Raw genomic sequence first — 13,570 nt, forward strand, 5'->3', positions numbered from 1 at the left:
CTAATCTTTCTTTTTGGAATCTAAGTCCTTGATACCATCTTTGCCTAAGAGTTCCCTTGGATTCTTACTATCGCGCACCTTGCTTTCACCGACAAACATACCTTTGCGCTCGACTACAAGCTCATTTGTGGTGATCGTCCCTTCAATGCGCCCCTGTGCTTTGAGCTCGAGGAAGTTTGAGACAGAATCCCCCATAAGCTTGCCCGCCACCACGAGCGCGTTGGCATTGATGACACCCCTCACCACGCCGCTTCTGCCTATCATCACCGTATCTTTAGAGTTGATAGTCCCCTCAAAATCACCATCGATATGCAGACGACACTCGATATTTATCTCCCCCTTTATTCTTGTGCCGCTGGCGATGATAGTGGCTCCTCCTGCGGAACTTGATCCATCAAGCTGTTTATTGTCGTTAGTAAAGATTGCCATGATACATTCCTTTCGTTTTCAAAGATTGATGAAAAATCACTCATCGTCCATTCGATGAAGTTTTTGGGATCTAAGACATTGCCCAAAAACCTCACCTCATAGTGCAAATGAGGACCCGTGCTAGCGCCACTATTGCCAGAATACGCTATTAGCTGCCCTTTTTTGACAAAACTGCCGTGTGCTACGACGATTTTATTAAGGTGCGCGTAATAGGTGCGAAATCCAAACGAGTGGTCGAGTTTAACCAAATTGCCAAAACCGCCGTTATAGCCCATTTGAGCAAACTCCACAACTCCATCTGCAGTCGCATACACCGGCGTGCCAATATCGGTAGCAAAGTCTATCCCTGTATGCAAGTGCTTGGTAAAATACAAGGGGTGGATTCTATAACCAAAATCCGCAGACACGCGCTTGTAATAATCTAGCGGATAGCCATTTGGCACAAACTTCATCACAAAAACCTTCTGTGCGCCCGTGAGTGAAGCCACATCTATGCGCTCACGCAAATCCTCTCTCATAGTATCTTGCGCGTCTTTAACGCCTATGATATTCTCCAAATCCTCCACCCTATCGCCCACGAGCCCGATCTCCTCGGATCGCTGCTCGATTTGGAAGTTGAGATAGGCGTTTTTTTCTTGTGTTTTTTGGTATTGTGCGAGGATTTTTTCATTGAGTGCGGACATACTCGCGATTTCCTCCTTAAACGCTCGCACAGAAACAATCCCATAGACGATACACACTGCCAAAAAAATCAGCGCATACAAGCCCACCTGTCGAAAGATAGAGTGTATATTGACATAGCGCGTCCTCTCCTGATCGGTTATCATCAATATCAGACGCTTATTATTCATCAGAATCTACTCTATGCTCACTTTATTTGGGTTTGAATCCACCTGCGCAGTCCTATAAGTGTGAATCTGTGCAAGATCATCAAGCGCCCACACAAGACTTTTCCAATCAATCCTGTCTTTATTTTTGGTAACTGCATTAAAATTATTGAGATTCCATAACGCATAATCCATCGTGTGCAACGGCGTGCCCAAAAAGCGCAGCTCATACAAAAGCCCATCTTTTTTAGCACCACCACTCTGCCCGCTATAGCCGATAAGCTGCCCTTTTGCCACAAACTCGCCCTTTTGCACCACCATAGAATCTAAATGCGCATATCTTGAGGTAAAGCCAAAAGAATGCGCTAGCTTGACATACACGCCATAGCTTCCGCTTCGTGAGTTGCCTACACTATCTACTATCCCATTTGCAGTCGCATACACCGGCGTGCCCCTTGGGACTTCATAGATCCACGAGTGCGCTACACTCTGCTCTGTATCTTGTGTAGCCAACGCCTCCCAGCTATACCCACGCACCGGATCGCCATTAGGCATAATCTTTAGCACCATTTGCTTTTGCTCATCACTCAAAGTGTCCAAATCAATATCTTGCTCATCAACCTGCGTATCAAGGTTTTTGTGAATGCTCACGATTTTTTCTAGCTCGCTAATCTGCATATTTGCCTTTAAGAGCTCATTGGTTTTATACTCCACGCTGCGTGCTAGCTCGCTATTTTTTTCATAGAGCTCTTGGAATTGTTCCCTTGCCTTGTTTTTTTCGGCGATAATCTCATCAAGCTCCCCTACCAAAAACCTCACCATCACAAAATACACCACCAACGCCACTCCAAGCGCAAGCAACACATACAAAAGCACGCGTTTGATAATCTTATGCACGCTAAATTGCTTGAAAGTATCGCCATCGATGATGGAAATCGTTAGTTTGTTTTGCATAGCTCTCCTTCAAATATGTCCAAAAATCCAGCGACTACACTAAAAGATCCAAAAACCACATAATCTTGAGAATCTCTCATCTCTTCACGCACAAAATCCCTATAAACAATCCCCAAATCGCCTAGTATCGCCTCCAAATCACTGCGTGCAATCACACGAGGATTATCCACTAGGGGGAATATCCACACTTCTTGGATACAGGGCTTGAGCAATGCCAAAATATGCCGGACTGACTTATCAAAATAAGTATTATACACCAAAATCACGCGCCTTTGCCCAAAACTTTGCTCTATGACTGATTTTAGAGCCCTTGCACACTCCTCATTATGCCCCACATCAAGCAAAATATGAGGGCTAAGCCACTCACAACGCCCCCGCAAGTCAAGCACTGCGAGATTGCCACAATCCACCCTAAGCCCAAAAAAACGCCACACAAAGCTTGCCACCAAAAGATTTTGCGCCAAAAACTCCGCATACCCATAGCGTGCCACATACGCCCTATACGCCTGCCACCACTCATTTTCCTCTCTAGATTCTAGCCCAAAGCACGCACAAAACGCCTCAATCTGTGTGCATAGCTGCGCACTAGATTCTATAATCCCTAGCTCACACAATCTCGCGCCCCGCTCTTTAGCTATCGCGCGTGCTATGAGCGAGCTCTGTGCATAGGGCTGCGGGGCGAGCAGCACATTATCCCCCATAGCGCGGAGCTTAGTGCCCGCAATAGATTCTATATCCGCTCCCAAAAAGTCTTTGTGATCGACCCCAATAGGCGTAAAGACGCTCAAATGCGCCCTCAATACGCTTGTGGAGTCAAACTCCCCACCAAGTCCCGCCTCAAGCACCAAAAAATCGCATTCCTGCGCCAGATAAAGCCCCAAAAATGTCGCATACTCAAAATAACTCGCCTCGCACACAAACCCAAAGCGTTGCAAAAACCTATGCGCCTCCTCTAGCTCCTCATCACTCACATCAGCACCATTACGATAAAACCGCTCCCTAAAGTGCCACAAATGCGGCGAGCTAAAATGCAGCACCCTATGCCCACATTGCAAAAGCCCAAGTGTAATAAATCTCCCCGTGCTTCCCTTGCCATTTGTGCCCAAAATATGGATTATCCTTAAATGCTCTAGCTTAAGCATAGGGGCGAGTTTGGCATAGATTCTATGAGCGCGCTTGGGATCAAAGGGCGCGTATTCTTGCCCTTTAGATTCTAAAAACTCCCAGAGACTTTGTGCGCACCAAAGGCCCTTAGAATCTACAGAATCTAGCCCCATCACATTCCTTCACACTTCTTTGATATAAGCCAAAAGATTGGTGAGTGTCTGCAAAAAATCGCTTGAGCGCGTGAAAAGCCGACCATCAAATTCTAAAATCTCATGGTGCTCTTTGTAAGAAAACACTTGCTCAGAGAGCTTATGACAAAAGTCATCAAAGGCGCGCTCTATCGCACTTAGATCGCCCTCTAGCAACAGATACAATACGCCATCTTTGGGCATAAACACATCGCGATTTTTACGCATAGATTCAAAATGGCGCAAAAACATCTGCTTTAGCATACGCACCTGCCTATCGTAGCCCTCTGTGCCAAAGGAGCGCGCAATCTGACGATGGTTAAACACACGAATGACACACAGCACGCCCTCACTCTCCTCAAAGACGCGCAAAGTCTGCTCCCATGCCGCACCAAAATCTTTGGTAAAAAAGTCCGCCTTATACGCACAGCCCACAGGGGAAAATTCTTGGGAAGGCTTAGAATCTTTTTGCAAAGAGGTTTTTGCGCTTAGATTCTGTGGGTTTTCTTTTGGTGTGTGTAAGTCCCGCGGGCTCTGTGGTGCGCTTAGATTCTGTGGTGGGTTAAAAAGTGCAATGATTTTTTCACAATAGGCTTGCGTAGTTGCCTGCAAGCTTTTAAGTAAGTCTTTGTGCAGCATCTCCAATACAAAATCCCTCGACTTAGATTCAGTATTAGGCCTAATGCCTAGCTGCACTCTCACAGCCTCAAACAAGGCCTCGCCTATGTATTTTGCGATTTGCTCACACGCCTCTTTTTCGCGTTTAGAATCTTGCATTATAGCCTGCGTGATAGCCCCACCTAGCTCGACGACATTGCTAGGATCTTGTGCAAGCCTATCCAAAAGCTCGGTGCGCTCATTTGCATGCACACCACCTTCACCCCCACGATCGCGCAAAATTTCGCTTTTTAAGGCACTCATCGCAAGCGTGGAAAGCGTGTGCAAAATATCCGTGTGTATGTGTGCATTATAGGCGTGTAGCCACGCTTCATAAAGCTCCTCTTGTCCTTGTAACGTGTGGAGCGAGCCGATTTTAAAAAGATAATCATACTTTTGGCGCATATTTGGAGAAAAAAGAGCGCGCACAAAGCGTAATAACACGACATTGAGCGCACCGCTTTTGCTTTGATTTTTGCTCTCTCTTGCGAGATCTTGTGGGGCGTAGCGTGCCGAGATTTTTTGTGCTAGTAGCCTTGCGCGCTCTTGCTCATCTAGGTTTTGTGTGAATTGGAGGGTTTCTAGGATGAGTTCTTTTAGAGATTGCATTTTATTTAGCACCAGATTTTTTAGATTCTGACTTTTTAGAATCTAGAGGCTTTTTAGATTCTAAAATCGCTTTAGATTCTGCCTCTTTGCGCGCATTTTCTTTTTTGCGCTTGTCCATATCCTCACGCGCGGCTTGGTAGGCGACTTGCGAGATAAATTTATCAAGTGCTTGCACAGTTGCGTTTGACACTGCGCCCAGCTTGGATTCTTCAATCAGCAATGCCGAGGTGGAGCTCGCCGCGTAGTCATAATACCCCGAGCTGCTTGCATTAAAGCTCGTGCCATTTTTATTGCGCACATTAAAGGACAAGCTCACCGTGGCGCGATAATGGCTCACAAAGCCGTTGTTGTCGTATGCCACAGGCGTGCTACTGACTGAAAGCACGCGCATATCGATGATTGTTTGGGCACTTTGTTTGGAAGCTAGGGAGTTGTTTAGACGCGTGAGCACCGCGAGATTTATCGCGTCTTTAGCGCCCACGGAGGCTTCAGGGAGCTGCGGATCCATCGTTATCTGCACATACACGCCCTCCCCAAAGACTTTATCGCTAAAGCTCGCCACGGGCACATACCCACAAGCCACAAAGAGCAACGCCACCAACGCCACAATATGCTTCATTACCTTAAGCTTTTACCACAAAATTCACGAGTTTCTTTGGCACCACGATTTCTTTGATAATCTCGCCGCTAAGCCATTTTGCCACGCTTTGTTTGCTAAGAGCTAGCAGCTCTTTATCATCTATATCCGTGCTCACCTCGATTTCTGCGCGTTTCTTGCCATTAATCGTGATAGCAATAAGCATCTCATCACTCCTAAGCGCGTCCGTATCAAGCGCGATGGGCGCGAAGTTTGAACGCCCAAAATACCTCTCGCTAAGCTCCCAGCAGATATGGGGCACGATAGGCTCTAGGATATGCAGCAGGATAAAATACCCCTCGCTATACACCGCCTCATTGTCCTGCTCGCTAAGCGCGTTAAAGGCTTCCATACACGCTGCGATGAGTGTGTTAAACGCATAGCCAGATTGCTTTTTGCTAAAAATATCGTGAGATTTTTGCAGGGCTTCATAGACTTTTTTGCGCGCGAGCTTTTCTTGTTTAGTAAGCACGCTAGATTCTATAATAGGCAAGCTTGTGCAGGGTTTGAGACGCCCACTGCGCTCCCAAACGCGCTTTAAGAATCTAAACGCCCCCTCCACCGCGGCATCATTCCACTCTAGCTCACGCACAGGCGGTGCGGCAAAGAGCACAAAAAGCCGCGCCGTATCCGCACCATAGCGCGCGATAAGCTCATTTGGATTGACGACATTTCCCTTAGACTTGCTCATTTTCGCGCCATCTTTTAGCACCATACCTTGCGTGAGGAGATTGGCAAAGGGCTCACTCAGATTCACATAGCCCAAATCCCGCAATACTTTGGTAAAAAATCGCGCATAAAGCAAATGCAAAATCGCGTGCTCAATCCCGCCAATATACTCATCGACACTAAGCCAATAAGCTATATCCTCGCTCCTAAACGCACACTCCTCCCAATGCTCCCTAGACGTGGCATAGCGCAAAAAATACCAGCTTGACTGCACAAAAGTATCCATCGTATCGCTCTCTCGCTGCGCGCTAGCTCCGCATTTAGGGCAACTGCACTGCTTCCATGTAGGGTGTTTGTCCAGTGGATTGCCCTCGCCATCGATTACCACATCATCGGGCAAAAGCACGGGGAGATTCTCTATCTTTTCGGGCACTATGCCACATTGTGGGCAATGCACCATCGGGATGGGCGCACCCCAATACCGCTGCCTAGACACGCCCCAATCGCGCAATCGGTAGTTAATCACGCCCTTGCCTAGTTTGCGCTCCTCAAAATACGCGATGATTTGCTCACGCGCCTGCGCACCTTTAAGCCCACTAAATGCGCCAGATTCTATAAGCTCGCCATCATCACAAAAGGGCAGTGAATCTAGTCCGGGCTTGAGCACGGGCTTAATGGGCAGGGCGTATTTTTGTGCAAACTCATAATCGCGCTCATCGTGTGCGGGCACCGCCATCACTGCTCCATTGGCGTATTCTATGAGCACAAAATTCGCCACCCAGATAGGTATCTCCTCGCCACTAAGGGGGTGGATAGCCCTAAGCCCTAGATCAAAGCCCTCTTTGTCCATCATCGAGCGTTCTTTAGCGGGGAATTTACGCACCTCTTCTATCTTGCGCACTTGTGCAGCATCCAACAATCCCCTTTGCAAAAGCGCATCCACTAGTGGGTGCTCGGGCGCGATCGCACAATAAGTAACGCCAAAAAGCGTATCACAACGCGTCGTAAAAACCTCAAAGCTCTCTATGCCTGTTTTTTGCTTAGAATCCTCACTCAAAGTAAAGGCAAAATTTAGCCCCTTAGATTTGCCTATCCAATTTTGCTGCATAGTCAGCACTTGACTTGCCCAATGCCCCTGCAAGGTTTGTAAGTCATCAAGGAGTTCTTGGGCATACTGCGTGATTTTGATATAGTATTGAAACATCTGCTTTTGCACCACGGGCGTATCGCACCGCCAGCATTTCCCCTCTATCACCTGCTCATTTGCTAGCACCGTCTGATCGTTTGGGCACCAATTCAGATACGCCTCTTTGCGGTAGATGAGCCCCTTTTCCCACATTTTGATAAAAAACTCTTGCTCCCAACGCGTATAGATAGGATCACAAGTCGCAAACTCCCTATCACGCGAGAAGCTCAGTCCCAAAGACGCGAGCTCGGCGCGCATTGTATCGATATTGGCATAAGTCCATTGCTTGGGGTGTGTTTTGTGCTTGATAGCGGCATTTTCGGCAGGCATACCAAAGGCATCCCAACCCATAGGGTGCAGGACATTAAAGCCATTGTGCCGATAATGGCGCGCGAGCGCATCGCCTATGCAGTAATTACGCACGTGCCCCATATGAATCGCACCGCTAGGATAGGGAAACATCGATAAAATGTATTTTTTGGGTAGCTCCCTGCTAGATTTTGGCTCAAACACCTTATGTTCTTGCCAAAATTTCTGCCATTTAGATTCTATAATTTTTGGTTCATACACACTCTCACACGCTTTCATCGCCTAACACTCCGAAGTTTTTGAGCCATTATAGCAGACAAAGCCTTTATTTAGCCAAAACCCTCACGCTTTGGCTTCTGGTGGCTGCTTGGAAGCTGTTATCATACATCGCCTCGGCATAAGCGGCTGGGAGCGTGTAATCCCCGGGCGTGATGGCATTTATCTTAGCAAACACCACCTGTGTGCTATTGCCATAAGGCATATCAAAAAACCACATAATCTTATCATCGCGTATATCAGTATAGCTCACTTCTCTGCCCTGCTTGGTGCGGATAAATTCTGGCAGCTCATCGTGGTTTAGGCGCAGATTCTCTATCTCCCACCCACTTGGCAGAGCCTGTGTGAGTGCGATATTGCTAATCCCGCCTATGCCGCTAGTATTGCCCACTCTAAGCACGATCCAAAAGCTACTCGCACTCTTTAGCTCGCTCACATCAAGTGCATTACCAAACTCATCATAAAACTCCCGCTTTATTTCTAACCCCCTAGAGCTTGGTTTGATACTCTCGCCCATAGGGATTCCCTCCCACGCATACGCGACATATAGGGGCGTTTTAGATTCTATAAATGCCTCGCCTTGATTGAGGCTAAAGCTAAGGCTTTGGGTGGATTCTGAAAAACTCTCTTTTTTGCCATTACGCTTGATAACGCCTTTGAGCTTGCCCTCTTCTTGCGCATTTTGCGTATTTGCAAGGCTCAAAAGTGCGTAGCCTGAATCTTGGGTTGAGAGCCATTTGCTAGATTCTAGCGCGGCTTTTATGCTATCAAACAACGCATCGTGCGCGCCGCCATAGATGATTTTGTAGCTATCTAGTATCATCGCTTCATCGCGCAAAGGCGAGCCATAGCTATACGCGTAGTATTCCTTTGAGGCATTGACTTTCACACTCAAATCCCGCGTGATATTCTTTGCGATTTCCTCATAACCCGCCATCTTATACGCCGCGCCAAGCAGCCATTTGTCTGTGTTGCTAAGCCCACGCATACCACTCTCATACAAGGCATTCATCACCACGATTTCTGGCTCATTAGCAAGAGCTAGCAAAAAGAGTGGATACGCCTTGTAGCTTGCGTCCCTAGAGGATTTTACGAAGTTTTTCTCATACGCTAGCCAACCCCTATACACAGAATCTGGCACATAATAGCCAAGCTTTTTGGCCAATACCAAAAAATGCCCGGCATAGTGCGAGCCCCACTCGCTGGGCTGCGCTCCCCCCTGCCAATACGCAAAGCCCCCACTTGGCGTTACAAACCCACCTATGCGCGCAATGCCTGCATTGATGTTTTCTACAATCTCTTTTTTGTCGATGTCCTTAAATGTCCCAAATGCCTCGAGATAGAGCTGTGGCAGCACGCTTGAAGTCGTCTGCTCTATACACCCATAGGGATAATGCACCAGCCAACGCACACGATGATTGATATTTAGCAATGGATTGCTGCTAATAGTGATTGTCCCCTTGTTTGTGCCTTTGACAAAGTCCTGTGGCGCGACGATATGTAGCTCCTCATCACTTTTGAGATAATGCGAGCTCTGTGAGCTTATAAAAGGATTTATGGCTTTGATATCAATCTCGATGCTATCTGTCATCACTCCTTGTGCTGAATGCGCGCTTAGAGTGATTGTCTCCACGCCCACTTCATTTTGCACCTCCGCTTCAAAGACGATGTTTCGTGGCTTATTGCCATCAAAAACGATGTTTTGTGAATCTTGCTTAAACTTCACAATCCCCTTAGCACTGCTTATGCTTATTGTGGCATTTTTCACGCTCTCTTTGCTATCGGTGGCTTTGGTGACAAACACCTCAATAGGTATTTGGAATCTATCGCCCACTTTAAGCGCGCGCGGGATAGTAGGGAGCATCACCACAGGCGCGCTCACTTGGATATTTTTGGAGCTTGAGCCATAGAGCTTGCCGCTAGCCCCCACCACCATCACGCGCACACTGCCTATGTAGGTTGGCATTGTAAATCGTAATCTTACATTGCCCTTCTCATCAGTCTTGCTTGGGGCATTATAGAGCACCACGGGTTTAAATCTATTGGCATTTTCATCGCCCTTTTGCTTACTATAGCTTTGCAAATCCACGCCATCTCCACCGATTTTTAGAATCTTTTGCACCTTCCCAAGACTCCTGCCCACAATCAAATCATAGCTATCATAGATTCTAAGCCCAAGGGCGAGCTTGGCATAAAAATACTGCCACGGATTGGGTGTGGCAAAATCCGTGAGATTGAGCAAACCCTCATCGACAAGGGCAATCGTGTAGGTGGATTCTATGCCTTGCTTAGTAGAGAGGCTTATTGCAAACTCACTGCCGGGTGTTACCCTCTCTGGCGCGCTAATCTCATAGTCTAACCTTGAATCTCTCTTATCCACCATAAGCGGAATCACACCATAAAGCCGCATTAAGCGATCGTTGCTCACGCTCTCATAGTTTTGCAAAAACACCACGCTCACATAGACATTAGGACTCATATCCTCTGTGATGGGGATAGCTAGACTAGTTTGGTTAGGCTTAGTCTCCACCCAAAAGCGTTTGAGTACCTTATGCGCTTTGCTCACCACCACGAGCGCCTTGCCTTGTGCTGTGCTTTCAAAGCGCACATTTGCGCTCTCGCCCACGCCATAGCGTGCCTTATCGGATTCTATCTTTAGGGCTGTGATTTTTTGCGCACTTAGCGGCTCGCCCCAACCTGATGTATAAAACGATGTCCCGCTTAGCGCGCCACTCTCCTCATCGACAAACTCCACATAGACTTCCCCGCTCTGCTTTGCCTCATACTCAAACACCACGGGCTTATCACTGCTTATTAAACTCCCTTGGGCGAGAATCTTAGTGTTGCGATCGGTTTTGATAGAGCGCAGGTATTGTGCATAGGAGTCGTAATCCCACCACCACGAGTGTTGATTGTGGTAGATTGTATAAGAGACTTTGCGCCCTTTGATGAGCGTAGAATCCTCGCTTGAGACTACAACCACTGGCAGGGAGACTTTCGTGCCTGTCTCTATATAGCGATTTGCTAGAGGCTTTATACCCACAAAGCTATCAAAAAGCTTTATGGGTATCTTTTTGCGCGTAGCTACGACCCTGCCGTTGCTCTCATACACTTTAGCGATGAGTAAAGCCTCAAGATTGCTCTTAACCCCTTGGAGTGAATCTAGCCCGATACTGCCACTACCCACGCCGCTCTCATTTAGCGTGCCACTCACGCTATCGCTATGGCTAAAGTGCAAGCTGCTTGGCACGCCAAAGACATAATCACTAAAACGCTTGCTTTTAAACTCCAAAGGCTTGAAGTTTGCCACCACGCCATACTCTAGCTCTGAAGCGGGCGCGCCAAAGAGATATGCGCTCTGCAGCGTAAAATCCATCTGTGAATCTTGGCGCAAATCTAGTGAATCTGGCACCTGCAAATCGACTTTGAGGCGATTTGGTGCGACACTCTCTATGCTAAGCTCTTTTCTAAATACAGAATCTCCGATGTGCAAAATCGCTTCCCATACGCCTGTATCGGCGTTTTTGGGCGTTTTGATCTCGTAGTGATAAAATCCCTCGCCTCTAGATTCCATCATACGCTTATCGACAAATGCCTTGCCCCTTGGGGTTTTGAGCGTGAGCAATACCGGGTGGGCTGAATCTAGAGGCTTGTCGTTGTAGCGCACAATCGCATCGAGATAGATTGTATCCCCCGGTCTATGCACCCCACGATCGGCATAGACAAACGCCCTCATACCGCCCTCGCTCACCACGCCTTGTGTGTCAAAGCCATCAGTGCCTACAAGCGAGCTGCCTAGTTTGAGCACTGCGAGATCGCTCGTGTTTTGTGTGAGGAAATAAAGCGTGTTTTGCGTATCGACTTTAGAAAAAATTGCATCGCCATTGGCGTTTGTCGTTTTTGTCTCTACTACTTGATTTTTCTTATTGATCGCACTGATTTGCACGCCTGCTATGGGCGTGTTTTTGGCGATATCTAGGGCGGTGATGACAAACTGCCTATCGAGATTCTGCCCCAAAAGCGCAGTGTTAGAAAAGATAAGATGTTTAGCAATCACCCCATATTTTCTAAAAAAATTATCCACGCGCCACTCGCTCATATCGCCAAAATCATAATCCACATTGTCCTTGCCAAACTCCAAGCTCACGACAAACACCCCGCTCAAATCGCGCAAGCCTTCAAAATCGAGCTCGTTTTGAATCCATTGGTTTTTGAGTGAATCTATGCTAAATTCCCTCTCTAGCACCCTATCGCCGATACGCTCCAAATCTAGCCCGCTTGAGCAGTATTCATAATACTCCTCATATTCCTCATCGTATGAGTTTTTGCATTCTCTAACCTGCGCGCTATTGCTTTGAGAATCTCCGATGAGATTGTTGTCATACAAAAACTGCGTGAGGTTGTTTGGGTAGATTCTATAAAGCTTTAGCACCACCTTTTTGACATTGACGGATTTAAAGGCGATTTTTTTGTTTGCTGCGCGTGGGACAAACACCCCACTAGAGGCAAACGCGATACTAGGAGCTATCTCCCTAGCTGTGATATCAAAGCTTGCATCTTGCTTTAAACTCGCGCCATTGATAGACTTTAGCCCCTCTAGCACCTTGATATTGTAATTTGTCGCGAAGTCAAACTTCCCACTTAGCACGATCACAGAGCCACTTTGTGAGGCGGTAAAATGGACATTTGGCGTTACTTGGATATAGCTTTTGAGATCAGGGGTTTTGGCAAGCTCTTGGGAAAAATGCACAATCACATTGGGCTGGGCGCTCTCCTCTGTGCTCTCTATACGCATCGCATACAAATCCGTGTTTTTGGGTAGTATAATCGTGCGCTCCTTAGTCTCGCCATCTGCGCCTAGGAGCTTTGAATCTAGTGTGAGTATGTAGTGCAAATCCTGCGTATTTGAGGGCGTGATCGGCTCTGAAGTGATGAGATAATCACTAGGATTGCTTTGTGTAAGAGACAGAGTGATATTTTTAGAATCTAGCTTGAGACTTAGGGCTTTTTTTAGAATCTCCATTGGGACAAATTGCGAAAGCTCGAGGTTTGCCACTAGCCTAGATTCACTGCCTTGCTGCCGCACGCCAAGATCGCTTAGAAAAAACTCCGTGGGCTTAGTTTTTACCTGCATTTTAATCGTCTTTAGCGGCGGCTCAAAACCCCGATCTTTGGCGATTTTGGCAAAATCAATGGCAATATCATAGCTCGTGTTTGGCGCAAGCTCTTTAGGGATAATCACAAGCGTCGTGCTATTGCTAAACCCATATTGCCACGCAGCGTCCTTGCCATTTACCTTAAACGCGCCCTCGGTGACAAACAATGTATCACTCACGCCTTTATAAAATCCCTCATTAAACTCCACGCGCAGCTTTGCATCTGTGCTAATCTCGCCCTGCGTGATAGAAAAGATCTTATCATCATTCCCACAGCCCCAAAACACAAATCCTAGCATCGCCACACACCACAACAACACTCGCATTAGCGCACTCCTAAATAAGGCTTAAAGCCCAAGCAAGATTCTAAAGCCCCTAAATCACTAGGGATTCTAAAAATTATATTTTGTCGTTTCTTAGAATCTCTTTTGCTATCACAAGATTTAGGCTGCGGACTAAGGATTGCCCAAAAGTGGCAGGTTACGATTTTGCCTCTAACTCATAGATAAATATCAGGGTATCGCACTCCTCTCACTTTGATTTAAGCGATTTTTTATGATAATAAA

General features: G+C 47.0%; 8 protein-coding genes. All 8 read right to left on the minus strand.

Annotation, left to right across the window (positions count from 1 at the left end):
- The 8 genes from ACH2BK_RS01780 to ACH2BK_RS01815 are packed head-to-tail and all read right to left on the minus strand — an operon-like array spanning position 1 to position 13,330.
- Positions 1-429 carry a polymer-forming cytoskeletal protein gene (locus ACH2BK_RS01780; RefSeq protein WP_394994202.1) on the minus strand — a complete coding sequence of 143 codons (429 nt, stop codon included), beginning with the start codon at positions 427-429 and terminating at the stop codon, positions 1-3.
- A complete protein-coding gene (locus ACH2BK_RS01785; protein ID WP_395001845.1) occupies positions 342-1,280 on the minus strand; it encodes a M23 family metallopeptidase in 939 nt (312 codons plus the stop codon). The genes ACH2BK_RS01780 and ACH2BK_RS01785 overlap by 88 nt, the downstream gene beginning before the upstream one ends.
- 6 nt (positions 1,281-1,286) lie before the next feature.
- A complete protein-coding gene (locus ACH2BK_RS01790) occupies positions 1,287-2,210 on the minus strand; it encodes a peptidoglycan DD-metalloendopeptidase family protein (protein WP_395001846.1) in 924 nt (307 codons plus the stop codon).
- Positions 2,195-3,487: a bifunctional folylpolyglutamate synthase/dihydrofolate synthase gene (locus tag ACH2BK_RS01795; protein ID WP_395001847.1), complete on the minus strand. Its 1,293-nt coding sequence runs from the start codon at positions 3,485-3,487 to the stop codon at positions 2,195-2,197. Before ACH2BK_RS01795 ends, ACH2BK_RS01790 begins: the two co-directional genes overlap by 16 nt.
- 9 nt (positions 3,488-3,496) lie before the next feature.
- A complete protein-coding gene (locus tag ACH2BK_RS01800) occupies positions 3,497-4,771 on the minus strand; it encodes a hypothetical protein (RefSeq protein ID WP_395001848.1) in 1,275 nt (424 codons plus the stop codon).
- A gap of 1 nt (position 4,772) precedes the next feature.
- Positions 4,773-5,390, minus strand: coding sequence for an LPS assembly lipoprotein LptE (gene lptE / locus ACH2BK_RS01805; RefSeq protein ID WP_394994187.1), 618 nt, complete (start codon positions 5,388-5,390; stop codon positions 4,773-4,775).
- A gap of 4 nt (positions 5,391-5,394) precedes the next feature.
- On the minus strand, positions 5,395-7,851 hold the full coding sequence (gene leuS, locus ACH2BK_RS01810; protein WP_395001849.1) for a leucine--tRNA ligase: 2,457 nt from the start codon (positions 7,849-7,851) through the stop codon (positions 5,395-5,397).
- Positions 7,852-7,897: 46 nt separating this feature from the next.
- Positions 7,898-13,330, minus strand: coding sequence for an alpha-2-macroglobulin (locus tag ACH2BK_RS01815; protein WP_395001850.1), 5,433 nt, complete (start codon positions 13,328-13,330; stop codon positions 7,898-7,900).
- Positions 13,331-13,570: the final 240 nt, after the last annotated feature.

It is taken from the genome of uncultured Helicobacter sp. (genome assembly GCF_949282165.1).
GTDB lineage: Bacteria > Campylobacterota > Campylobacteria > Campylobacterales > Helicobacteraceae > Helicobacter_F.